Consider the following 21,634-nt stretch of genomic DNA (forward strand, 5'->3'; position numbering starts at 1 on the left):
TCTTCCAAGAAGCCCTGCTCGTCTCCGCAGGGCTCGGGAATATGCTCGACGCTTGTTCTAGACGCGCAAAGCCTCTCCCGTACGCCCTGCAAGGCGCATGGTGAGATGGGTTACGGTCGTGAGAAGCGTGAACATACCGGCCAGTGTAGTTGAGCTCGGCCGAAATGACAAACGTCCTATTTCAGCTCGGCTGAATCCAGCCCCTTCAGGCGCCGCCAGGCGAAGGCCGCAAAGACGCCGATCAGGGTCAGGGCAATGCCGTACCAGGTGATCGCATATTGCAGATGGCTGTTCGGCAGGGTCAGGGGCGTCTGCCCGCCCCGGGGCCAGCCGCCGGGATTGGGACTCGCATCGGCGTCGATCAGGAAGGGCGCAACCCGGTCGAGCCTGTGGGCGGCCGCCATGGCCTGAGGGTCGCGGGCAAACCATTGGTTGCGGGCGGGATCGTCATCGGGCGTGAATGAATTGCGCGTTTCCGGCGCCCGCACGAGGCCGGTGATCGCGACCTCGCCCTTGGGCTGGCTCTCGGGGCGATGCGCGGGATCCCGCAGCTCTGTCGGCACGAACCCACGATTGACCATCACGATGGCGCCGGTGGCAAGCTTCAGGGGCGTGATCAGGTAATAGCCCTGGATCGGTGCTCCCTGCCGCTCGCCGCGGGCGAGGCCATAGACCGGAGCTTCGAACTCATGGAGGAAGGTGCCGGTCACCCGCACCTTTCGGAACTCGTCTTGATCGGCGCGCCAAGTGGGCCAATCCGCCTCCGGCAGGATGGCTCCGGGCTCGCCATAGGCGCGGGTCTCGATCTGCGCGATCAGGTCTTCCTTCCAGGCCTTGCGCTGGAGCTGCCAGGTGCCGAGGCCGATCAGGATGGCAAGCGCCACGAGGGCCGCCAAGCCCGGGATGATCAGGGATCGGCCATTGTGCAGACGGGAGGCGCTCACTTCTCGAAGCGTCCTTCCTCGGCCTTGTGGTGGTACTGCAGGTTCATCAGAACGCCCTTGAGCGGCCTCACCAGGAGGAGGCTCAAAACGATGCTCAAAATCGTCCACATGACGAGATGAAGCCAGATCGGCGGCTCGTAGGTGAACTCGACCCACAGGGCGAGGGCCACCACAAAGATGCCGACAAAGGACATGACGAAGAAAGCCGGGCCATCGCCCGTGTCGGTAAAGGCGAGGTCGAGGCCGCAGACCTCGCATTTCGGCTGCACCGTGAGGAAGCCCTTGAACACATGTCCCTTGCCGCAGCGGGGGCACAGCCCCTTGAGGCCGGTGGTGATGGGCGAGGGTGCGGAGGGATCGTGAGCCACGGCTTTTCTCCAGATTGGGCCGGTAGGGCTGACCGATAGATGGTGACGGAGCCCGAAAATGCGAAGGGCGGCCGTGAAGCCGCCCCTGCTGATTTGCCGTTCGATGTGCGGATCAGTGACCGCCGCCGGCCACTGGTCCGCCGTAGCCCCACACATAGATGGCGGCGAAGAGGAAGAGCCACACCACGTCGACGAAGTGCCAGTACCAGGCTGCGAACTCGAAGCCGAGATGCTGCTGGGGCGTGAACTCGCCGCGATAGGCGCGCAGCAGGCAGACGGCCAGGAAGATCGTGCCGATGATCACGTGCGCGCCGTGGAAGCCCGTCGCCATGAAGAAAGTGGCGCCGTAGATGTTGCCCCCGAAGTCGAAGGCAGCGTGGCTGTACTCGTAGGCCTGAACGAAGCTGAAGACGATGCCCAGGATCACCGTGAGCCACAGGCCCATCTTCAGGCCCTGGCGGTCGTTGTGCAGGAGCGCGTGGTGCGCCCAGGTGACCGTGGTGCCGGAGGTGAGCAGGATCAGGGTGTTGAGAAGCGGCAGGTGCCAGGGATCGAAGGTCTCGATGCCCTTCGGGGGCCAGACGCCGCCGAGCGCCTCGACGCGGGAGTAGAGCTGCGGATCGTTGGCGTAGAGGGCTGCATCGAAATAGGCCCAGAACCAGGCGGCGAAGAACATCACCTCGGAGGCGATGAACATGATCATGCCGTAGCGGTGGTGAAGCTGGACCACGCGGGTGTGCGAGCCGGTATTGGCCTCCTTCACCACGTCGGTCCACCAGGCCACCATGGTGTAGAGAACGCCGATGATGCCCGCGCCGAAGACGATGGGACCGAGGTCCATGCCGGCGATATGAATGTCCTTCCACCAGGTCACGAACCCGGCTGCCATCAGGAAGGCGCTGACCGCGCCGATGAGCGGCCACGGGCTCGGTTCAAGGATGTGGTAGTCGTGGTTCTTGGCGTGGGCCTCGGCCATTTCGTGTCGTCTCCGTGCCTCGAAGGTGAACTCGCTTTAGGACGTTTCCGCCCAGCTTGTCACGTGTCTTATTGAGCGATGGGTGTGGTGGATGATGTCACCTCCGCCACCGGCTTGCCCCCCTTGGAGGGGAAGTAGGTGTAGGAGAGGGTGATGGATGAAAGGTCCTTCACGTCCCGATCCTCTGCCAGGCGGGGATCGACGTAGAAGACGACCGCGGATTCCAGGGTTTCGCCCGGCTGCAGGGTCTGCTCCGTGAAGCAGAAGCATTCGAGCTTGGAGAAATAGGTGCCGGCAAGGTCGGGCTGCACGTTGTAGGTGGCAATGCCCGTGCTCGGCTTATCGCCCTTGTTGGTGACCTTGTAGAGGACCGTCGTGGTCTCGCCGAGCTTGACCTTGACCTCCGGCGTCTCCGGCGAGAAGCGCCAGTTCAAGCCGGGCGCCACATTGGAGTCGAAGCGGACGGAAATCGTCCGGTCCATCACCTGCGAGCCATTGCTGTCGACGGCGACCGGAATGCCCCCGAAACCGGTGACCTTGCAGAAAAGGTCGTAGAGGGGCACGGATGCGTAAGCCAAGCCAACCATGCCCACGACGATACCGACGCAGGCGAAGGCCGTGCGATGCATCTTGCGTTGGATGTGCGGGTTCTCAGCCATGTCAGACCTCAATGTCAAACCTCACATGGGACGCTGCAGGACGCCCGGTCCGAGCTTCGCGATCGTGACCACGTAGAACAGCACCACGAGAGTGCCCAGGGTGAGCGCCAGGGCAAGCGAACGGGTGCGCCGCCGCTTCTGTTCCTCGGGGGTCAGGCTCTGGGATGGTTTGCGATCCGCCATGGGCTTACCCGAACACCGGTCGGAAGAAGCCGAAGCCGTGCTCCACGAGCAGGGTCGCGAAGAGCAGGAAGAGATAGAGGATCGAGAAGCCGAAGAGCTGCTGGGCCACCCGCATGGCAGGCTCGCCCTGGCGCAGGCGATAGACCTGGACGGCCAGCGCCAGCATGCCGAAGCCGCCGACGAGCGAGATGATGGCATAGGCCAGGCCGCCGAAGCCCAGGGCCACCGGGGCCATGCCCAGCGGGGCCAGAAGAATCGTGTAGGCGAGGATCTGGAACCGGGTTGCATCCGGACCCGCCACGTTCGGCATCATGGGGATGCCGGCGCGCTCGTAGTCGCCCGACTTCACGAGGGCGAGAGCCCAGAAATGGGGCGGCGTCCACATGAAGATGATGGCGAACAGAACCACGCTGTCCCACCCCACATGGCCGGTCACGGCCGCCTGCGCGACGATCGGGGGGAGGGCGCCCGCCGCGCCGCCGATGACGATGTTCTGCTGGGTCGTGCGCTTCAGCCACATGGAATAGACGACCACGTAGAAGAAGATCGTGAAGGCGAGGAGGGCGGCGGCAAGCCAGTTGCTCACGAGCCCCAGGATGATGACCGAGCCGATGGAGAGCGTCACCCCGAAGGCCAGGGCCTCGCCGGGCTGGATCTTGCCGGCGGGAATCGGGCGTTTGCGGGTGCGGGTCATGACCGCATCGATATCCGCATCCCACCACATGTTCAGGCACCCGGACGCACCGCCGCCGACGGCGATGATGAGGAGCGACACGAAGGCCACGATCGGGTGAACGTTGGAGGGGCTTACGACCATTCCGACGAGCGCCGTGAAGACGACGAGAAACATCACCCGGGGCTTCAGCAGGGCGAAGAAGTCGGACACGTCCCCCTGCGACAGGCCTGCCGTGGCAAGGCTCTCGACTTGGGATTCGGCCAGAGAGTTCGACATGGTGCTCATCACAAAATTCCGAAATGCCGTGACGCGGCCGAAAAGGCCTTCGAGTGGTCGGCTCCTCGCCGGAAGGCTTGTGAGACCCAAGCCCTCTGGGGAGGAGCCGGGCGGCTTTTGCCGCCCGGCTTGCTGATTAGTGGTGCGTGTCGATGACGCGCGGCAGGGTCTCGAACTGGTGGTACGGAGGCGGGGAGGACAGGGTCCATTCCAGCGTCGTCGCACCCTCACCCCACGGATTCGCAGCGGCCTTTTCCTTGCGGATGAAGGCATAGACCACGCCGAACATGAAGATGAAGAGACCGGCGAAGAAGATATAGGCGCCGATGGAGGACACCATGTTCCAGCCCGCGAAGGCGTCCGGGTAGTCCGCATAGCGGCGCGGCATGCCGGAGAGGCCCAGGAAGTGCATCGGGAAGAACAGGATGTTCGAGCCGATGAAGGCGACCCAGAAGTGCAGCTTGCCGATCCACTCGGGCATCACGTAGCCGGTGATCTTCGGGAACCAGTAGTACATGCCGGCGAAGATCACGAACACGGCGCCGAGAGACAGCACGTAGTGGAAGTGAGCCACCACGTAATAGGTGTCGTGCATGTAGCGGTCCACGGGAGCGTTCGCCAGCACCACGCCGGTCACGCCGCCGACCGTGAACAGGAACACGAAGCCCACCGCCCACTGCATGGCCGCCGTGAAGCGGATGGAGCCGCCCCACATGGTGGCGATCCAGGAGAAGATCTTCACGCCCGTGGGCACCGCGATCACCATGGTGGCGAACACGAAGTAGGCCTGGGTCTGGAGCGAGAGGCCGACCGTGTACATGTGGTGCGCCCACACGACGAAGCCGACCACGCCGATCGCCACCATGGCATAGGCCATGCCGAGATAGCCGAAGATCGGCTTCTTGGAGAAGGTGGAGATGATGTGGCTGACGATGCCGAAGGCCGGCAGAATCATGATGTACACTTCGGGGTGGCCGAAGAACCAGAACAGGTGCTGGTAGAGCACCGGATCGCCGCCGCCCGACGGATCGAAGAAGGTCGTGCCGAAGTTGCGGTCGGTGAGCAGCATCGTGATCGCGCCAGCGAGAACCGGCAGCGACAGGAGCAGCAGGAACGCCGTCACCAGCATGGACCAGGCAAAGAGCGGCATCTTGTGCAGCGTCATGCCCGGAGCGCGCATGTTGAGGATCGTGGTGATGAAGTTGATCGCACCCAGGATCGACGCCGCACCGGCAAGGTGGAGGGCGAAGATGCCGAAGTCGAGCGCCGGGCCGGGGTGGCCGACGGTGGAGAGCGGCGGATACACGGTCCAGCCGCCGCCGAAGCCGAGCGAGCCCGGAGCGCCCTCGACGAAGAGCGAGCAGAGCATCAGGGCGAAGGCCGAAACGGTGAGCCAGAACGAGATGTTGTTCATCCGCGGGAAGGCCATGTCCGGCGCGCCGATCATGAGCGGAATGAACCAGTTGCCGAAGCCGCCGATCAGCGTGGGCATCACCATGAAGAACACCATGATGAGGCCGTGGCCGGTCACGAAGACGTTGAAGGCTTGCGGGTTCGAGAAGAACTGGAGGCCAGGCTCCTGGAGCTCCAGACGCATGCCGATGGACAGGAGGCCGCCGACGATACCCGCCGTGAAGCCGAAAATCATATAGAGCGTGCCAATGTCCTTGTGGTTCGTGGAATAGAACCACCGACGCCAGAAGCTCGGAAGGTGATCGTGGTGATCCGCGTGAGCGGCATCAGCTGCATGTGCCATGATGAGACCTCTGTGGTCCTTTTCAGATTATTGAGCGGTCGCGAACTTGGTCGGAGCCGGGCTGTCGTCCGTGGAAGCATAACGCTGCTTCGCCTCGGCCAGCCAAGCGGCATATTGCTGCTCGCTCACGACGCGGACTTCGATGGGCATGTAAGGATGGCCGTTGCCGCAGAGCTCCGAGCACTGGCCGTAGTACACGCCTTCCTTCTCGGCCTTGAACCAGACTTCATTCAGGCGGCCGGGGATGGCGTCGACCTTGAAGTAGAAGGAGGGCACCGTGAAGGAATGCATCACGTCGGCCGATGTGACCTGAACGCGAACCACCTTGCCCACCGGCACCACCATCGCGTTGTCGGCGCCGAGCAGGCGGGGCTGATCCGGCTTACGGGCGCTGTCCTCGGTGACCATGTTCGAGTCGAACTTGAAGCCGCCGCCCTGATCGGCCGGGTACTCGTAGCCCCAGTACCAGGAATAACCCGTGACCTTCACCACCAGATCGGCCTGCGGGGGCACGAGCTGCTCGCGCAGAAGGCGGAAGGACGGGATGGCGATGACCACGAGGATCAGAACCGGGACGATGGTCCAAGCCACTTCCAGCAGAGTGTTGTGGGTGGTCTTCGAGGGAACCGGGTTCTTGCTCTCGTTGAAGCGGGCAACGATCACAAGGAGCAGCGCCAGCACGAAAAGGCAGATCGCGGCCATGAGCCAAGTAAGGTAGGTGTGAAAGTCGGACACGTTCTGTCCCAACTCGGTCACCATCTCCTGCATGCCGGTTTCCCAAGGGGAGGGCTGCCCGGCGGCGGCCCACGCCTCACTTATGCCCAACACAAGTGCGACCGCTGCCGTGGAGAGGGCGGTCACCGATCGACGTCCAGTCTCGATCCGCATCGGCGTTCCAAAGCTCCTAAAGATGTGATGGCCCAGGGCCATGAAAGCATCGGGGAAGGCGCGGGCGTGCGAATAGCGGCGCCCGGCTTGCGCCATCACCTTTGATCTGCGTCAAAGACCACAGGACGCGCGGAAGCGCAACGGTAGAAGCGTTCCAAACTGTGCGTCATAACCGCCAAAACGCGTTTCAACCTTCCAAAGCGCCCCTGTCGCTTGACATTGCGCCCCCTGACATGGTCCCAACGGGGCCAAAGTTGAAGTCGGAGCGGCGGCATGCCGCGACCCTTGAAGAGGGTTGTAAGGAATGGAGAAACCGATGGGCGCATCGCAATGGGTTCGCCACGGCGCGGCCGCTTTCCTGGGGCTGTCGGCTCTGCTCGGCGCCAGCGGCGCCGGCGCTCAGGGCATGGTCAAGAACACCTTCGGCGACTGGCAGATGCGCTGCGAGACCCCGGCCGGCGCCACCGCCGAGCAATGCGCCCTGGTGCAGAACGTTGTTGCGGAAGACCGCCCCAACGTCACCCTCGTGATTATCATGTTGAAAACCGCCGATGGCAAAAGCCGCCTCCTGCGCGTGGTGGCGCCTCTGGGTATTCTGCTGCCCTCAGGGTTAGGCCTGAAGATCGACCAGACGGATATCGGCCGCGCCGGCTTCGTGCGCTGCCTGGCGTCGGGATGCGTCGCCGAGGTCGTCATGGAGGACAACCTGATCAACCAGATGAAGACCGGCCAGCAGGCCACCTTCATCGTCTTCCAGACGCCCGAGGAGGGGATCGGGATCCCGGTCTCCCTGAACGGGTTCGCGGCCGGGTTCGATGCCCTTCCGTAATCAACAAAGAGAGGGTGGGGGACAGTAATGAACAAGGGATTGAACCGCAGGGCCGGATGGGCCTTTGCCGTGCTCGGGATCTCGGCCCTGGCCGGCTGCGGAGCGCCGGGCGAGGGCGGCTTCGGCGTCGGTGACATGCTGCTCACGGCAGGCACGACCCAGACACCGCCTCAGGCTGCCGAGACCCGCGACGTCTATTGCCCGACCGTGGAGGTCATAGATGGCGGTTCGGTCATCCGATCCGGCGATGCCGGCTCCGTGCGCAGCCAGATCGCCCTGGGCGATCTCGCCCGTGAATGCGTCGGCCAGCCGGACGGCAGCACCCTCGTGAGGGTCGGCGTCGAGGCGCGGGCGCTCCTCGGAGCCGGAGGGTCGGCGGGCCGCTACGACGTTCCGGTCCAGATCGTCGTCAAGGACGGCTCGACCGTGTTCGCCAACCGCTCCCGCCGTGTGGCGGCCGCAATTCCGGCCGGCCAGACGCGGACGACCGTCTCCATCGTCGAGGAGGGCATCGTGGTTCCGGCTTCGTCCGCCAACACGTTCGAGATCGAGGTCGGCCTCGGGGCCCGCTCGGCTGCAGGACGCCGCGGCTGATACTTAATAAAGGACGGCCGCGCCCGCTCTCTGGTTGAGGGGAGCGGCCAGGACCTTGTCGATCCGGCGCTCGTCGAGGTCGATGACTTCGAAGCGCCAGCCGAAGGTCTCCACGTGTTCGCCCGTGGTCGGCAGGTGCTGCAGCTCGCTGATCACCAGGCCGCCGACCGTGTGATAGCTGCGGGACTCGGGCAGGGTCACGCCGAGGATCTCGGCCATCTCGTCCACCGGCATGGAGCCGGCGAGCAGCCAGGAGCCGTCCTCGCGCCGGACGGCATCGGGCTCCGGCGCCTCGCCGTCGGACCGGAAGGCGCCGACGATGGCCTCCAAGGCATCGGCCGGGGTCACGACCCCTTCGAAATGGCCGTACTCGTCGTGAACGAGGGCCATGGGGACTTCGGCGTCCCGCAGGATCGCCAGAGCATCGAGAGCATAAAGCGTGTCCGGAATGACCGGCGCCTGCTGCAGGTGCTTGCGGACGTCGAGGGGCTGGCCAGACAGCATGGCGGCCAGAAGCTCCCTCGACTGAACGACGCCGATCACGTTGTCGGGCGTGCCCTCGCTCACCGGCAGGCGCGAATGCGGTGTCTCGACCAGCAATTGGCGGATCGTTTCCTCGTCATCCTCCGTATCGATCCAGTCCACGTCCGTCCGAGGGGTCATGAGGCCGCGCACGGTCCGGTCGCCCAGGCGCAGCACGCCCGAGATCATGCGGCGCTCCTCCTCCTCGATCACGCCGGCGCTCTCGGCCTCGCCGACGAGCATCTTGATCTCCTCTTCGGTGACGGTGGAGGAATCGTCCGACTTGGTGCCGAAGAAGCTGAAGATCAGGCTGGTGGAGGCGTTCAGAAGCCAGACGGCCGGGGCTGCGACCTTGGAGACGACCAGCATCATCGGCGCCATAGCGCAGGCGATGCCCTCCGGGTGGCGTAGGGCCAGCTGCTTGGGCACGAGCTCGCCGACCACGATGGAGAGATAAGTGATGATGCCGATGACGATGCCGTAGCCGAGCGGCTCGGCCGCCCCCGCAGGCATGCCCTGGGCCAGGAAGATGTCCCTCAGCCGGCCGCCCAGCGCGGCGCCCGAGAAGGCACCGGCCAGGATGCCCACCAGGGTGATGCCGATCTGGACCGTCGAGAGGAAGCGGCCCGAATCCTCCATGAGGGTGAGGGCCGTATTGGCGCCGGAGCGGCCCTGCTCGGCCATGGCTTTGAGCCTGGGGCGGCGGGCGGATACGATGGCAAGTTCGGAAAGAGCGAAGACGCCGTTGAGGGCGACGAGAGCGAGAGCGATGATCAGTTCGAGCAACGATGCGTGGAGCTGCTGACCGGATCAGGCCGCGCTTCTCCCCTTCTGTGACAGATGGCCCCTAAGATGGAGCCTGGAGGGCGTGGCGTCAATTAAAGGGTGAACAGGCCGGCCTTGCTTTGTTGACAGGAGATCAATTCATCTTCAGAGCTTAAAACCAGCCGATGATCCCCGCGGAAGAGACCGGACCACGAGTCCGGCGCCGAAGGCGCAACCGCCCCGGAAACGCTCAGGCCAAAGGACCGCGCGGGAGCTGGCACTCTGGAAAGCGACGACGCTTCGATAAGCGTCGTCCACCGACGGGCGTAACCTTTCGCGCAAGCGTTTGGGAAATCTCTCAGGTCTCGGGACAGAGGGGGCGCAGAGCAACGGGCCGCAAGGCTCGATGGAACGCGCACCTTTGAGGGACACCGATGGCCGAGCCAGCGCACAGCGACGAGCCGCTCCTGAAAACCCCGCTCCACGCGGAGCATGTGGCGCTTGGCGCCCGCATGGTGCCGTTCGCCGGCTACGACATGCCGGTGCAGTACCCCACGGGCATTCTCACCGAGCACAACTGGACCCGCGAGCATGCGGGCCTGTTCGACGTGTCGCATATGGGTCAAGCCTTCCTCGCCGCCGAGGACAAGAGCCATGAGACCGTGGCCAAGGCCCTTGAGGCGCTGATCCCGGCCGATGTCGTGAACCTCAAGCCCAACCAGCAGCGCTACTCGCAGCTCTTGGCCGATGATGGTGGCATCCTCGATGACCTGATGGTGACCCGCGTCGGCGCTCCGGGGCATGAGGGCTGGCTCTATCTTGTGGTCAACGCCTCCATGAAGGAGCAGGACTACGCTCACATCCAGGCGCGCCTGCCGAAGGGCGTGAGCCTGAACCGCAAGGATGAGCTTGGCCTGATGGCCCTGCAGGGGCCTTCCGCGGAAGCGGTCATGGCGAAGCTTTCGCCTGAGGCCGCGGCGCTCTCTTTCATGATGTCGGCCGATGTGCAGATCGACGGCATCTGGTGCCACGTCTCCCGCTCGGGCTACACCGGCGAGGACGGTTTCGAGATCTCCTGCAAGGGCGAGGATGCGGCCAAGCTCTGGCGTGCGCTCCTCGCCGACCCGGAGGTCAAGGCCATCGGCCTCGGCGCGCGCGATTCGCTGCGCCTCGAAGCGGGGCTTTGCCTCTACGGCCACGACATCGACACCACCACGTCGCCCATCGAGGCGGGCCTGATCTGGTCGATCCAGAAGCGCCGCCGCGAGGAGGGGGGCTTCCCCGGCGCCGCGCGCGTTCAGCGCGAGATCAAGGATGGTGCTGCCCGTGTTCGCGTCGGCATCAGGCCGGAGGGCCGCGCTCCGGCCCGCGAAGGCAGCGTCATCACCACGCCCGATGGCCGCGAGGTCGGCATCGTGACCTCCGGCGGTTTCGGCCCCACGGTCAACGGCCCGGTCGCCATGGGCTATGTGGCCAAGGACGTCTCCGCCGTTGGCACCGACCTGCATCTCATCGTTCGCGGCAAGCCGCTGCCGGCCAAGGTCGCGGCCATGCCGTTCGCTCCCCATCGCTACAAGCGCTGACATTCAAAAGAGGGAATTCATCATGACCACGCGCTACACCAAGGATCACGAATACATCCGCGTCGAAGGCGATGCCGGCATCGTGGGCATCTCCGATTACGCCCAGGGCCAGCTCGGCGACGTGGTGTTCGTGGAGCTGCCCAGCGTCGGCAAGACCCTGTCGAAGGGCGATGAGGCGGCCGTCGTCGAGAGCGTGAAGGCGGCAAGCGAAGTCTATGCGCCCGTCTCCGGCGAGGTCGTCGAGGTCAACAGCGAGCTCGAAGCATCCCCCGGCACCGTCAACGAGGACCCGGCCGGCCGCGGCTGGTTCATGAAGATCCGTCTGACGAACGAGAGCGAGCTCGACGGCCTCATGACCGAAGAGCAGTACGGGGAATTCGTGAAGTCGATCTCGTAAAAGAGAGCACGGCCATGGCGCACGAGTACAGGGCGACGATCCGCTGGGCGCGGGGAGCGGAGGAGAGCTTCTCCGACAACCGCTACAGCCGCGGCCATACTTGGTCCTTCGATGGCGGCATCGAAGTTCCCGGCTCCGCGTCGCCCTCCGTCGTGCCGTTGCCCCTCTCGCGCGAGGATGCGGTCGATCCGGAAGAGGCCTTCGTGGCGGCCGTGTCGAGCTGCCACATGCTCACCTTCCTGTCGATCGCGGCCAAGAAGCGCTTCGTCGTCGACCGTTATGAAGACAAGGCGCTCGGCATCATGACGAAGAACGAGAACGGCAAGCTCTTCGTCTCCAAAGTGACTCTCGATCCGGTCATCGCATTCTCAGGCGAAAAGCAGCCCAGTCTCGAGCAGATCGCCGACATGCACCACCTCGCCCACAAGGAATGCTTCATCGCCAACTCCGTGCTGACGGAGATCGTGGTGGCGGGCATTCCCTCGCATTAACAAACAAGGTTCTTTCGCCGATGCGTTATTTGCCTTTGTCCGACACCGACCGCAGCGAGATGCTCGCGCGGATCGGCGTCAATCACGTCGATGAATTGTTCGCCGACGTGCCGAAGAACCTGCTCCTCAGGGAGCCGGTGGACCTGCCGCGCCGCAAGGGCGAGCTGGAGGTGGAGCGCATCCTCTCCCGCATGTCCGCGAAGAACATCTCCGCTTCGAGCGTACCGTTCTTCGTCGGCGCCGGCGCCTACAAGCACCATGTGCCGGCCACCGTCGATCACCTGATCCAGCGCTCCGAGTTCCTGACGAGCTATACGCCGTATCAGCCTGAGATCGCACAAGGGACGCTGCAGTATCTGTTCGAGTTCCAGACTCAAGTGGCGGCGCTCACCGGCATGGAGGTGGCGAACGCCTCCATGTATGACAGTTCCACCGGCACGGGCGAGGCGGTGCTCATGGCGCACCGTGTCACCAAGCGCCGCAAGGCGGTGCTCTCGGGCGGCCTGCACCCGCACTACGCGGATGTGGTGCGGACGCTCTCGGAGATGTCGAGCGACGACGTCGTCACCATGGCGCCCGACGTGGGCGGCACCGAGGACATCCTGTCCCGGATCGACGACAGCGTATCCTGCGTGGTCGTGCAGTCGCCGGACGTGTTCGGCAACGTGCGCGATCTGAAGCCGATTGCCGACAAGGCGCATCAGCACGGCGTGCTGCTGATCGCCGTGTTTACCGAGGTGGTGTCGCTCGGCCTGCTGAAGTCTCCCGGCAGCATGGGCGCTGACATCGTGGTGGGCGAAGGCCAGTCGATCGGCAATGCGCTGAACTTCGGCGGGCCTTATGTGGGCCTCTTCGCCACACAGTCGAAGTTCCTCCGCCAGATGCCGGGCCGCCTCTGCGGCGAGACGGTGGACGCGGACGGCAGCCGCGGCTTCGTGCTCACGCTCTCGACCCGCGAGCAGCATATCCGCCGCGACAAGGCGACCTCGAACATCTGCACCAATTCGGGCCTGTGCTCGCTGGCGTTTACCATTCACATGACGCTGCTCGGCGAAGCGGGCCTTTCGCGCCTCGCCCGCATCAACCATGCCAATGCGGTGAAGCTGGCCGACCAGCTTGCTGCCGTGAAGGGCGTCGAAGTGCTCAACAAGACGTTCTTCAACGAGTTCACGCTGAAGCTCGCAAAGCCCGCCGCCGAAGTGGTCGAGCGTCTGGCCGAGAAGGGTGTGCTTGCGGGCGTGCCCGTGTCGCGCCTTCTGCCCGGCGCCGGCCTCGACAATCTGCTCCTCGTCGCTTCGACTGAAGTGAACACCGATGATGATCGCGCGGCCTTTGCTGCCGCCTTGAAGGAGGTTCTGTGATGTTGAACCGCCAGGGACGTCCCTCCGCTCCGCAGGCTCATGGCGTGTCCGACCCGGCCGCCGGCATGGGCGATCAGGCCGCCCGCCTTCAGGGCGATGCCAACCGCGCCACCGGCTCCAACCCCGAGGCTCACCCGACCTTTACGGGCAACAAGGCGCTGGCGCAGATCGAGCCGCTGCTCTTCGAGATCGGGCGCTACGACACCACCGGCGTCGATCTCGACGAGCCGGAGGATTTCGAGCCTCGTCTCGGCGGGCTCGAGCGCAAGGAGGCCATCGGCCTGCCGGGCCTCTCCGAGCCGGAGACCATGCGCCACTACGTGCGCCTCAGCCAGCAGAACTACGGCATTGACACCGGCCTGTTCCCGCTCGGCTCCTGCACCATGAAGCACAATGCGCGCCTCAACGAGCGCATGGCGCGCCTGCCGGGCTTCTCCGACGTGCATCCGCTGCAGCCGGTCTCCACCGTGCAGGGCGCGCTGGAGCTGATGAACGAGCTCGGCCGCTATCTCGTCACGCTCACCAACATGACCGCTGTGGCGCTGTCGCCGAAGGCCGGTGCCCACGGCGAGCTCTGCGGCATGATGGCGATCAAGGCCGCCATCGAGGCCAAGGGTGAGGGCAAGACCCGCAATGTGGTGCTCGTGCCCGATTCTGCGCACGGCACCAACCCGGCCACGGCGGCGCTGATCGGCTTCAAGGTGAAGCCGGTGCCGGCCCGCGAGGATGGCTGGGTGCATGTGGAGGACGTGAAGGAGCGTCTCGGCCCCGATGTGGCGGCGATCATGCTCACGAACCCCAACACCTGCGGGCTCTTCGAGCCGCAGGTCGTGGAGATCGCCAAGGCGATCCACGATGCGGGCGCCTACTTCTACTGCGACGGCGCCAATTTCAACGCCATCGTGGGCAAGGCGAAGCCGGGCGATCTCGGCGTCGATGCCATGCACATCAACCTGCACAAGACCTTCTCGACGCCGCATGGCGGCGGCGGTCCGGGCTCCGGCCCGGTGGTGCTGTCCGAGCGCCTCGCGCCCTTCGCGCCGGTGCCGTTCGTGCGGATGAAGGATGGCAGCTTCGAACTGGTTGAGCAAAATGATGAGGCCGGCGGCACTGCCGCCCCCTTCGGCCGCATGACCGCCTTCCATGGCCAGATGGGCATGTATGTGCGCGCGCTGTCCTACATGCTCTCGCACGGTTCGGACGGCATGAAGCAGGCCTCCGAGGATGCGGTGCTCAACGCCAACTACATCCGGGCCGGCCTCGCCGACCTGATGTCGCTGCCCTTCGGCAACAAGCCCTGCATGCACGAGGTGCTGTTCGACGACGCGTGGCTCAAGGACACGGGCGTGACCACGCTCGATGTGGCGAAGGCCATGATCGACGAGGGCTACCACCCGATGACCATGTACTTCCCGCTGGTGGTGCATGGGGCCATGCTGATCGAGCCGACGGAATCCGAATCGAAGACGTCCCTCGACCTCTTCGTCGCGATGCTGCGCGACCTCGCCATGGCTGCGAAGAACGGGGAGAAGGAGCGCTTCACCGGCGCCCCCTACCACGCCCCGCGCCGCCGCCTCGACGAGACCCGCGCGGCGAGGAGCCCGGTGCTCAAGTGGTCGCCACCGGCGCCCGTGGCGGAAGCGGCGGAGTAAAGCGAACCAACCCTCTCCCCTTCGCGGGAGAGGGTGGCTTCCATCGGCAAGCCGGGAGAGGGGCAGTGCGGATCACTCCACACTGCCCTGTTCTTTTTCTAGCTTAAGATTAAGAGCGGCGTTTGCAGGAAGAGCGGCCCCTCTCCCGACCCTCGCTGACGCGAGGGCCACCCTCTCCCGCAGAGGGGAGAGGGGCAGGCTCAGTCAGGGCCTCACCATGCCCTGCACGGCGCTTTTCAAATCTGCCATCCGCTCGATGATTATGCGGGCACCTGCCTGGCGCAGCTTCTCCGCATGCTCCGGCCCGCAATGCGCTCCCCCGACGAAGCCGATGACGCGCATGCCGGCAGCAAGCGCTCCCTGAACTCCTGCCGCCGAGTCCTCGATCACGACGCAATCCTGCGGGTTAGCACTCATCTGCTCTGCGGCGTGGAGAAACAGGTCCGGCGCGGGCTTCCCGCGCGCCACCTGCGTGGCGCTGAAGACGTGGTCGAACAGGTCCAACAGTCCGGTGATGCGCAGGGACAGGGCGATCCGGTCGGGTGTGGAGGAGGAGGCGACGCAACGCGGCCAGGGGAGCGAGAGGATGGCCTCGCGAACACCCTCGATCGGTTTCAGGTCCGTCTCGAACTTCGCGAACAGAGCGGTGTCAAGTTGTGCCCCTAGGTCGGCTGGGAGCGTGCAATCATGCTCCGCCTCGAGGCGTGCCACCATGTCCTTGAAGCTGACCCCGACGAACTTTCGCGCGATGTCCTGCGCCGAATAGGGCAGGCCGATGCCGGTGAGGATCTGGGCGTCGATCTCGCAGGCAAGGGCTTCCGAATCGACCAGGACCCCGTCGCAATCGAAGATCAGCAGCATGATGTACCCTCCAGCAAAAAGGCCGCCTCAAGGGCGGCCTTCGTGATCGTTGTTTGTGCGAGAAGCCTTACTGCAGCTTCGTGCGCACGTCGTTGAGGCTCGACGTGACGAGAGAGGCGGCGGTGGCGCCGGTGATCTCGTCGCGCAGGACGCGCTCGGACGCCTTGATGGCGGCGTCGACGGCGGCGGCGCGGACTTCCGCGGAAGCCTGAGCCTCGGCCTGGGCGATCTTGGCCTCGGCAGTTGCGGTGCGGCGCTTCACGAAGTCGGCCATCTTCTCTTGCGCCTCGGCGGCAAGGCGCTCGGCCTCGGCGCGGGCGGTGGAGACGATGTCGGCGGCCTCGCGCTCGGCGGCTGCACGCTTGGACTCGTACTCCTGGAGGAGCCGTTCGGCATCCTGGCGCAGGCGCTTGGCCTCGGCCAGTTCGTCGGCAATGCGCTTGCCGCGGGAGTCGAGCTGGTTCATCACCTTGCCCGGGACGCCGAGATAGAACATCAGGCCCCAGAAGATGAAGAAGGCGACCGCAACCCAGAAATTGGTGTTCTCTAACATGCGGATCTCCCGATCAGGCCTTGATCTGGTTGAGAGCGGCTTCGACCTTCTGCGGGGCCGGAGCCTTGCCGGTGAGGCGCTCGATGATGGCGGAAGCCGTGTCGCGAGCGATGGCGTCCACGTGGCTCATGGCCTCGGCCTTCTTGCCCGAGATGGTGGCCTCGGCCTCTGCGAGGCGCTGGTTGAGGTCGGCCTCGAGCGCCTTGCGCTTGGCGTCACTCTCAGCGGAGAGCTTGGCGCGGGTTTCCTGGGCCAGGGCCTGAGCACGGCCCTTGGCTTCCGCGAGCGACTTCTCGTAGGCCGTGCCGGCTTCTTCCGCGCGGGATTTCATGGCGGCCGCGTTGTCGAGATCGCTTGCGATCATCGCGCGGCGGTTTTCGATGATTCCGCTCAGGCGCGGGAGGACCAGCCGTGAGAGCAGGGTGTAGAGCACCACGAAGGTGATGGCGAGCCACAGGAGCTGACCGCCGAAGGTCTCCGACGCGAAGGGTGGAAACCCGACGTCATGAGCGCCGCCGTGGGCCTCTGTTGTGGCGTTGGTCGTCTGAGCCTGAGCCATGGAGCAGATCCTACAAATCGATCCTAGCATCGGACCCAAAAGTGGAGGGCACTTTTGGGATCAATCCGATGCCAATCCCTAGACTGGCGCATCGTTCAGTGCGGAAAACCGGTTCCCACTTTTCCGCACGATGCGCCGGAAACATGAATGACGGCGGTTGAGCCCGCCGTCACCCCTGTCGAGGCGAAGCGCGTGGACCGCGCCTCAGCCTCCCGATCACCGTCTTGAGATTAGGTGAAGAGCAGAACGAGAGCGACGACGAGGCAGAAGATGCCGAGACCTTCTGCGAGCGCCGCGCCGATGAAGGCGCGAGCGAACTGGCTGTCGGCTGCCGACGGGTTGCGCAGGGCGCCCGAGAGGAAGTTACCGAAGATGTTGCCGACGCCCATGGCGGCGAGGCCCATGCCAATGCAGGCGAGGCCCGCGCCGAGGAATTTGAAAGCGATCGGATCCATTGTGATCTCCTTGGGGATATACTGTGATCGGGAGGGAAGGTTAACTCAGCGCAGACCTAGTGCCCCGGGTGCAACGCGTCGTTCAGGTAGATGCAGGTCAACACCGTGAAGACGTAGGCCTGCAGGGCGGCGACGAGGAACTCGAGCGCCATGAGAGCAACCGCCATGAGGAGCGGCAGCGGAGCGAGGATCGTCAGAGCGCCGCCGGCAGCCAGGAGGCTGACCACGAAGCCTGCGAAAACCTTCAGCGCGATGTGTCCCGCGAGCATGTTCGCGAAGAGACGCAGGGACAGCGAGATCGGGCGGGACAGGAAGGAGATGAGCTCGATCACCACGATGAAGGGCAGAAGCCAGCCCGGCACGCCCGACGGCACGAAGAGGCCGAGGAAGTGGGTGCCGTGCTTGACGAAGCCGTAGATCACCACCGTGCCGATCACCAGCATCGCGAGCGCGAAGGTGACGATGATGTGGCTGGTGACCGTGAAGAAGCCCGGGATCATGCCCAGCAGGTTTGCCGTCAGCACGAACATGAAGAGCGAGAACACGAGGGGGAAGAACTTCATTCCCTCCTTGCCGGTCGCATCGACGAGCGTGTTCGCCACGAAATCGTGCAGCACCTCGGCGACCGACTGGGCGCGGCCCGGAACGACGGCGCGATTGCGGGTCGCCAGCAGGAGGCCGCCCACGATCACGGCGGCAGCGCCGATCATGAACAGGGACGAATTGGTGAAGTTGATGACCGGAATAATGGGCTTGATCTGGAATTGTTCGATCGGGCTCGCCATGATCCGCTCTCAAAAGTTCGCTGTTGCCAATGCCGTTCGGCGTTCGAAGTCGAAGTCGAAGTCCGTTACCGCTTGTCGTCATGCCGGGCGGGTTTGACCACCCCTGCTGCTCGCATCAGATTGAGCATCCCGGCGCAGAAGCCGAGTATCAGACAAACGATCAGACCCCAAGGGGAAGATCCGAACAGGTAGTCGACGATCCAACCCAGGATCCCGCCGGCCGCAACTCCTGCAACGAATTCGGCCGAGAGCCTGAAGGCTTGGCCGAGAGCAGTGGAATTGGACGTCGGGCGGGCGCGAGGTTCCGATTCGGCTCGTTGAACGGATGCTTGAGAGATCCGTGCATCGAGCGACTTCAGTCTCGCTGACAGGTCGGCATCATCGGCGCTGCTCGGTTTCCGCTCATTGTCACCGTTCCGCTCGTGAGGGTCCGCCATTGCGATCTCCTGTGAAGCGTTGCGGGAAAATGCCTGGAAACCAGCCCCGAAAGCCGGGCGCACCATATGAGCGGGGTTCACCCCTGTCAAGAACAGTCTGAAAAGAACTAAGCGTTTGATATTATTGGCTTATGCTCGGTTTTGCGCAGGCCAGGGCGGAAAGCGCACATGTTTTTGGGGCCGAAGCATGGCAGGGCCTGAAAACCTTAGGCCACCTCAAGAATGCGCTCGGCGCTCTGCAGATCGACGGAGACCAGCTGCGAGACGCCGCGCTCAGCCATGGTGACGCCGAACAGGCGGTCCATCCGGGCCATGGTGATCGGGTTGTGGGTAATCACCACGAACCGGGTCTCGGTCTGGCGGGCCATGTCCTCCAGAAGGGCGCAGTAGCGCTCCACATTGGCGTCGTCGAGCGGCGCGTCCACCTCGTCGAGCACGCAGATCGGCGAGGGATTCGTGAGGAACACGGCGAAGATCAGCGCCGTGGCGGTGAGCGCCTGCTCGCCGCCGGAGAGCAGGGTCATGCTCTGGGGCTTCTTGCCGGGCGGGCGGGCGAGGATTTCGAGGCCGGCTTCGAGCGGATCGTCCGAATCGACCAGGGTCAGTTCCGCCGTGCCGCCGCCGAACAGGGTGGTGAAGAGCTGCTTGAAATGGTTGTTCACCACGTCGAAGGCGGCGAGCAGCCGCTCGCGGCCCTCGCGGTTGAGGCTACCGATGGCCTGGCGCAGGCGCTTGATGGCCTCGACGAGGTCGTCCCGCTCGCCGGCGATGTTGTTGTACTTGGTCTCGAGCTCCGAGAGTTCCTCATCGGCGCGCAGGTTCACGGCGCCCAGGCGCTCCCGGTCGTTCTTGAGGGAGTGGAGCTTGGTCTCGATTTCCGCATGCGGCGGAAGCTCGGTCGCCTCCTTCAGGCCGGCAAGCTCGATCAGCCCGGCCGGGGTCGTCTCAAGGTTCTCCGCGATGGTGCGGGTGATCTCGGCAAGCCGGGCCACGGCGGCTTCGTGCCGGGCTTGTGAGCCGGCGCGGGATTCGCGGGCGGCCGAGAGCGCCTCAAGGGCTGCGCGGGCGGTGCGGTCCGTCTCGGCCAAGCCCGTCTCCGCATCGGCGAGACGATCGGCGGCCTCCTTGCGCTTCGCCTCCGCCTCCTCGACCTCGGCGATGAGGGCGCGGCGGCGCTGGAGATAGGTGTCGGGAGCCTCCAGCAGGCGCTGGTGCTCGTCCTGGGCGCGCTCCAGGCGCTCGCCCAGGTCCTCGAAGGCCTTGGCCGCGCGGGCGGCGCGTTCAGTCCACAGGCGGAAATCGGCCGCAAGCGCGTCCTGCCGGCGGCGGCGCAGCTCGGCCTCGTGCATGAGCGACTGCAGGGCCGCCCGCGCCTCGGAGGCGGCGGCGCGGCGCTCGGCCACGCGGGTGCGCTCCTCGAGCAGGCGGCTTTCGAGATCCGGTGCGGGAGCAAGGTCCTGCAGGGCGCCTTGCGCATCCTGCACGCGCTCCAGCGCTTCCGCCTCGCTCTCCCCAAGCCGGGTCAGGCCTTCCTGCAGGGCCGAACGGCGCTGGCCGAGTTCCGCTTCCTTGCGCTCGACAGCCGTCAGACGGGTCCGGGCGGCATCGAGGGCATGACGAGCCTGACGTGCAGCCTCGATGGCCTGCATTTCATGAGAGGCGGCCCGGCGAACGGCCTCGACGGCCGCTTCCGCCTCATGCCGCAGGTGCTCGGCCTGCTCGCGGGCTTCCGCCGCCTCGCGCTCCAGGTCGCCGAGACGGTTCTTTTCCGCCAGGCGCCGGGCCGCCGGGGAGGGCGCTTCCGCGGCATTGGTGAAGCCGTCCCAGCGCCACACGTCCCCTTCCTGCGAGACCAGCCGCTGGCCGGGCTTGAGAAGGGCGCGCAGGCGAAGGCCGTCGGCACGGCTGACCACGCCGATCTGACGCAGGCGGCGCTGCAGCTCGGCCGGAGCGCGGGCGAGATCGGCGAGCGAACGGACGCCGTCCGGCAGGGAGGGGTCGCCCTCGCCGGCACCGGTCATCTCCCAGTGGGCGGGAGCGGAAGGATTGGTCGAGGCTTCGAGATCGTCGCCAAGCGCCGCGCCGAGCGCCGCCTCGTAGCCTTTCTCGACCGTGATCTGGTCGAGGGCGGGAGGCCAGAGGTCGCCGGTGGCGGAGGTCACGAGCTTGGCCAGCGTCAGAGCTTCGGTTTCGAGCCGCTGCGCCTTGCGCTCGGCCTCGTTGAGGGGCTGGCGCAGGCGGTTTTCGGCCTCACGCGCTGCTGACAGGGTCTCGCGCGCCTCGATCACGGCCTCTTCGGCGGACCCGGCGCTCTCCTCGGCAATCGCCATCTCCTCGCGCAGGTCGTCGAGGGAGGGGCCATCCTCGGTCGAGCCGGAGAGGGCTGCGATCTCGCGCTCCAGCCGCTCCTTCTCCGAGCGGAAACGGGCGGCGCGCTCCATCTCCTCGCGCACGGCGCGCTCCAGGGCGGCGCGGCGGGCATTGAGGTCGGAGGTCTGGGCCTGAAGGGCACTCAAGGCGGCCTCGGCCTCGTGCAGCTCCGCCTCGGCGGCATGCAGGCGCTCCTCGGCCTCGGCGCGGACATCGTCCGCCCCGTCCGTGGTCAGCGCGATCTCGGCGGCCTCGGACTGGAGGCGCTCGATGGTGGCCTCGGCGTCGGTGCGCTGGGCCGCCTCGCGGGCGAGGTCGCGGTTGAGGTCCCCGATGTGGCGCTCCAGCTCCGTCACGCGGTCCTTGGAGCGGCGCTCCTCCGATTCGAGCTCGTTGCGGGCATGGGTCAGGCGCTGCAGGGCGGCCGCCGCGGCGGCCTCATCCTGGCGCAGGCCGGGCAGGGCATGGGCGGCGACGGCCTGGGCGGTGGCGGCGCGGGTCTGTTCCTCGGTGGCATCCGCCACGGCCTTGAGGGCCTCGGTGACCTGGCGTTCGGCGGTGGCGGCCTGCTCCCGCGCCTCGGAGAAGCTGATGGCGTACATCAGGGCCTCAAGCCGGCGGATCTCCGCCGAGAGGGTCTTGTAGCGGGAGGCCTGCCGCCCCTGGCGCTTCAGGCTCTCGATCTGGCTTTCCA

Annotated in this window: 23 protein-coding genes and 1 riboswitch; of the genes, 7 read left to right on the forward strand and 16 right to left on the reverse strand. The window is 65.5% G+C overall.

What is annotated here, in order from left to right; translation table 11 throughout:
- Positions 1-176 precede the first annotated feature (176 nt).
- The 8 genes from MA07_RS23935 to coxB form a co-directional block, all read right to left on the reverse strand.
- A complete protein-coding gene (locus MA07_RS23935) occupies positions 177-944 on the reverse strand; it encodes an SURF1 family protein (RefSeq protein ID WP_036357771.1) in 768 nt (255 codons plus the stop codon).
- Positions 941-1,312: a DUF983 domain-containing protein gene (locus tag MA07_RS23940; protein ID WP_036357775.1), complete on the reverse strand. Its 372-nt coding sequence runs from the start codon at positions 1,310-1,312 to the stop codon at positions 941-943. The genes MA07_RS23935 and MA07_RS23940 overlap by 4 nt, the downstream gene beginning before the upstream one ends.
- 112 nt (positions 1,313-1,424) lie before the next feature.
- The gene (locus MA07_RS23945; protein WP_036357778.1) at positions 1,425-2,288 is read right to left on the reverse strand and encodes a cytochrome c oxidase subunit 3; all 864 of its coding nucleotides are present in this window, start codon (positions 2,286-2,288) and stop codon (positions 1,425-1,427) included.
- A gap of 68 nt (positions 2,289-2,356) precedes the next feature.
- Complete coding sequence (locus tag MA07_RS23950) at positions 2,357-2,947, reverse strand: cytochrome c oxidase assembly protein (protein ID WP_036357782.1); 591 nt, start codon at positions 2,945-2,947, stop codon at positions 2,357-2,359.
- A gap of 21 nt (positions 2,948-2,968) precedes the next feature.
- Positions 2,969-3,130, reverse strand: coding sequence for a hypothetical protein (locus tag MA07_RS30545; RefSeq protein WP_200879424.1), 162 nt, complete (start codon positions 3,128-3,130; stop codon positions 2,969-2,971).
- Positions 3,131-3,134: 4 nt separating this feature from the next.
- Positions 3,135-4,091 (reverse strand): heme o synthase, encoded by a 957-nt coding sequence (locus MA07_RS23955; RefSeq protein WP_036357785.1) that lies wholly within the window; start codon positions 4,089-4,091, stop codon positions 3,135-3,137.
- A 127-nt stretch (positions 4,092-4,218) separates the two neighbouring features.
- Entirely contained in the window at positions 4,219-5,838 is a 1,620-nt protein-coding gene (ctaD, locus tag MA07_RS23960; RefSeq protein WP_036357788.1) for a cytochrome c oxidase subunit I, read from the reverse strand.
- 27 nt (positions 5,839-5,865) lie between these two features.
- Positions 5,866-6,726, reverse strand: a complete 861-nt coding sequence (gene coxB, locus MA07_RS23965; protein ID WP_036358054.1) for a cytochrome c oxidase subunit II — start codon at positions 6,724-6,726, stop codon at positions 5,866-5,868.
- A 316-nt stretch (positions 6,727-7,042) separates the two neighbouring features.
- Between coxB and MA07_RS23970 the strand changes: the two genes are divergently transcribed.
- Both MA07_RS23970 and MA07_RS23975 read left to right on the forward strand, forming a co-directional pair.
- Positions 7,043-7,555, forward strand: a complete 513-nt coding sequence (locus MA07_RS23970; RefSeq protein WP_052003487.1) for an invasion associated locus B family protein — start codon at positions 7,043-7,045, stop codon at positions 7,553-7,555.
- Positions 7,556-7,582: 27 nt separating this feature from the next.
- Complete coding sequence (locus tag MA07_RS23975) at positions 7,583-8,149, forward strand: hypothetical protein (protein WP_036357792.1); 567 nt, start codon at positions 7,583-7,585, stop codon at positions 8,147-8,149.
- 3 nt (positions 8,150-8,152) lie between these two features.
- Here MA07_RS23975 and MA07_RS23980 read toward each other — a convergent pair whose 3' ends face one another.
- Positions 8,153-9,457 (reverse strand): hemolysin family protein, encoded by a 1,305-nt coding sequence (locus tag MA07_RS23980; RefSeq protein WP_036357794.1) that lies wholly within the window; start codon positions 9,455-9,457, stop codon positions 8,153-8,155.
- A 164-nt stretch (positions 9,458-9,621) separates the two neighbouring features.
- A riboswitch (glycine riboswitch) is annotated at positions 9,622-9,712 on the forward strand.
- 158 nt (positions 9,713-9,870) lie between these two features.
- On the opposite strand from MA07_RS23980, the gene gcvT reads away from it, so the two are divergent.
- From gcvT to gcvPB, 5 genes are read left to right on the forward strand one after another with little or no spacing between them, the layout of a single operon-like run.
- On the forward strand, positions 9,871-11,019 hold the full coding sequence (gene gcvT / locus MA07_RS23985) for a glycine cleavage system aminomethyltransferase GcvT (protein ID WP_036357797.1): 1,149 nt from the start codon (positions 9,871-9,873) through the stop codon (positions 11,017-11,019).
- A 22-nt stretch (positions 11,020-11,041) separates the two neighbouring features.
- Complete coding sequence (gene gcvH / locus MA07_RS23990; RefSeq protein ID WP_036357800.1) at positions 11,042-11,416, forward strand: glycine cleavage system protein GcvH; 375 nt, start codon at positions 11,042-11,044, stop codon at positions 11,414-11,416.
- 14 nt (positions 11,417-11,430) lie between these two features.
- A complete protein-coding gene (locus tag MA07_RS23995; RefSeq protein WP_036357803.1) occupies positions 11,431-11,907 on the forward strand; it encodes an OsmC family protein in 477 nt (158 codons plus the stop codon).
- A 20-nt stretch (positions 11,908-11,927) separates the two neighbouring features.
- On the forward strand, positions 11,928-13,268 hold the full coding sequence (gene gcvPA / locus MA07_RS24000) for an aminomethyl-transferring glycine dehydrogenase subunit GcvPA (protein ID WP_036357806.1): 1,341 nt from the start codon (positions 11,928-11,930) through the stop codon (positions 13,266-13,268).
- Complete coding sequence (gene gcvPB, locus MA07_RS24005) at positions 13,268-14,920, forward strand: aminomethyl-transferring glycine dehydrogenase subunit GcvPB (protein ID WP_036357809.1); 1,653 nt, start codon at positions 13,268-13,270, stop codon at positions 14,918-14,920. The genes gcvPA and gcvPB overlap by 1 nt, the downstream gene beginning before the upstream one ends.
- A gap of 204 nt (positions 14,921-15,124) precedes the next feature.
- Here the strand turns inward: gcvPB and MA07_RS24010 are convergent, their stop codons facing one another.
- From MA07_RS24010 to MA07_RS24040, 7 genes are all read right to left on the reverse strand, one after another.
- Positions 15,125-15,781: an HAD family hydrolase gene (locus tag MA07_RS24010; protein WP_036357812.1), complete on the reverse strand. Its 657-nt coding sequence runs from the start codon at positions 15,779-15,781 to the stop codon at positions 15,125-15,127.
- 67 nt (positions 15,782-15,848) lie between these two features.
- Positions 15,849-16,334 (reverse strand): ATP F0F1 synthase subunit B, encoded by a 486-nt coding sequence (locus tag MA07_RS24015; RefSeq protein ID WP_036357815.1) that lies wholly within the window; start codon positions 16,332-16,334, stop codon positions 15,849-15,851.
- Between the two features lie 13 nt (positions 16,335-16,347).
- Positions 16,348-16,893: an ATP synthase subunit B gene (locus tag MA07_RS24020; RefSeq protein WP_036357817.1), complete on the reverse strand. Its 546-nt coding sequence runs from the start codon at positions 16,891-16,893 to the stop codon at positions 16,348-16,350.
- Positions 16,894-17,123: 230 nt separating this feature from the next.
- Positions 17,124-17,348 carry a F0F1 ATP synthase subunit C gene (locus tag MA07_RS24025; protein WP_036357820.1) on the reverse strand — a complete coding sequence of 75 codons (225 nt, stop codon included), beginning with the start codon at positions 17,346-17,348 and terminating at the stop codon, positions 17,124-17,126.
- 56 nt (positions 17,349-17,404) lie between these two features.
- Positions 17,405-18,133, reverse strand: a complete 729-nt coding sequence (locus tag MA07_RS24030; RefSeq protein ID WP_036357824.1) for a F0F1 ATP synthase subunit A — start codon at positions 18,131-18,133, stop codon at positions 17,405-17,407.
- A 65-nt stretch (positions 18,134-18,198) separates the two neighbouring features.
- Positions 18,199-18,570 (reverse strand): AtpZ/AtpI family protein, encoded by a 372-nt coding sequence (locus MA07_RS24035; RefSeq protein ID WP_036357826.1) that lies wholly within the window; start codon positions 18,568-18,570, stop codon positions 18,199-18,201.
- 206 nt (positions 18,571-18,776) lie between these two features.
- On the reverse strand, positions 18,777-21,634 hold a 2,858-nt coding region (locus MA07_RS24040), incomplete at its 5' end, for a chromosome segregation protein SMC (protein WP_036357829.1).

The organism is Microvirga sp. BSC39 (genome assembly GCF_000739015.1).
Taxonomy (GTDB): Bacteria; Pseudomonadota; Alphaproteobacteria; order Rhizobiales; family Beijerinckiaceae; genus Microvirga.

What these genes read in the sequence shown, in the direction of transcription:
- MA07_RS23945 (WP_036357778.1), bottom strand. Translation starts at nt 2,288, where the DNA reads ATGGCCGAGGCCCACGCCAAGAACCACGACTACCACATCCTTGAACCG.
- MA07_RS23950 (WP_036357782.1), bottom strand. Translation starts at nt 2,947, where the DNA reads ATGGCTGAGAACCCGCACATCCAACGCAAGATGCATCGCACGGCCTTC.
- MA07_RS30545 (WP_200879424.1), bottom strand. Translation starts at nt 3,130, where the DNA reads ATGGCGGATCGCAAACCATCCCAGAGCCTGACCCCCGAGGAACAGAAG.
- MA07_RS23955 (WP_036357785.1), bottom strand. Translation starts at nt 4,091, where the DNA reads ATGAGCACCATGTCGAACTCTCTGGCCGAATCCCAAGTCGAGAGCCTT.
- ctaD (WP_036357788.1), bottom strand. Translation starts at nt 5,838, where the DNA reads ATGGCACATGCAGCTGATGCCGCTCACGCGGATCACCACGATCACCTT.
- coxB (WP_036358054.1), bottom strand. Translation starts at nt 6,726, where the DNA reads ATGCGGATCGAGACTGGACGTCGATCGGTGACCGCCCTCTCCACGGCA.
- MA07_RS23970 (WP_052003487.1), top strand. Translation starts at nt 7,043, where the DNA reads ATGGGCGCATCGCAATGGGTTCGCCACGGCGCGGCCGCTTTCCTGGGG.
- MA07_RS23975 (WP_036357792.1), top strand. Translation starts at nt 7,583, where the DNA reads ATGAACAAGGGATTGAACCGCAGGGCCGGATGGGCCTTTGCCGTGCTC.
- gcvT (WP_036357797.1), top strand. Translation starts at nt 9,871, where the DNA reads ATGGCCGAGCCAGCGCACAGCGACGAGCCGCTCCTGAAAACCCCGCTC.
- gcvH (WP_036357800.1), top strand. Translation starts at nt 11,042, where the DNA reads ATGACCACGCGCTACACCAAGGATCACGAATACATCCGCGTCGAAGGC.
- MA07_RS23995 (WP_036357803.1), top strand. Translation starts at nt 11,431, where the DNA reads ATGGCGCACGAGTACAGGGCGACGATCCGCTGGGCGCGGGGAGCGGAG.
- gcvPA (WP_036357806.1), top strand. Translation starts at nt 11,928, where the DNA reads ATGCGTTATTTGCCTTTGTCCGACACCGACCGCAGCGAGATGCTCGCG.
- gcvPB (WP_036357809.1), top strand. Translation starts at nt 13,268, where the DNA reads ATGTTGAACCGCCAGGGACGTCCCTCCGCTCCGCAGGCTCATGGCGTG.
- MA07_RS24010 (WP_036357812.1), bottom strand. Translation starts at nt 15,781, where the DNA reads ATGCTGCTGATCTTCGATTGCGACGGGGTCCTGGTCGATTCGGAAGCC.
- MA07_RS24015 (WP_036357815.1), bottom strand. Translation starts at nt 16,334, where the DNA reads ATGTTAGAGAACACCAATTTCTGGGTTGCGGTCGCCTTCTTCATCTTC.
- MA07_RS24020 (WP_036357817.1), bottom strand. Translation starts at nt 16,893, where the DNA reads ATGGCTCAGGCTCAGACGACCAACGCCACAACAGAGGCCCACGGCGGC.
- MA07_RS24025 (WP_036357820.1), bottom strand. Translation starts at nt 17,348, where the DNA reads ATGGATCCGATCGCTTTCAAATTCCTCGGCGCGGGCCTCGCCTGCATT.
- MA07_RS24030 (WP_036357824.1), bottom strand. Translation starts at nt 18,133, where the DNA reads ATGGCGAGCCCGATCGAACAATTCCAGATCAAGCCCATTATTCCGGTC.
- MA07_RS24035 (WP_036357826.1), bottom strand. Translation starts at nt 18,570, where the DNA reads ATGGCGGACCCTCACGAGCGGAACGGTGACAATGAGCGGAAACCGAGC.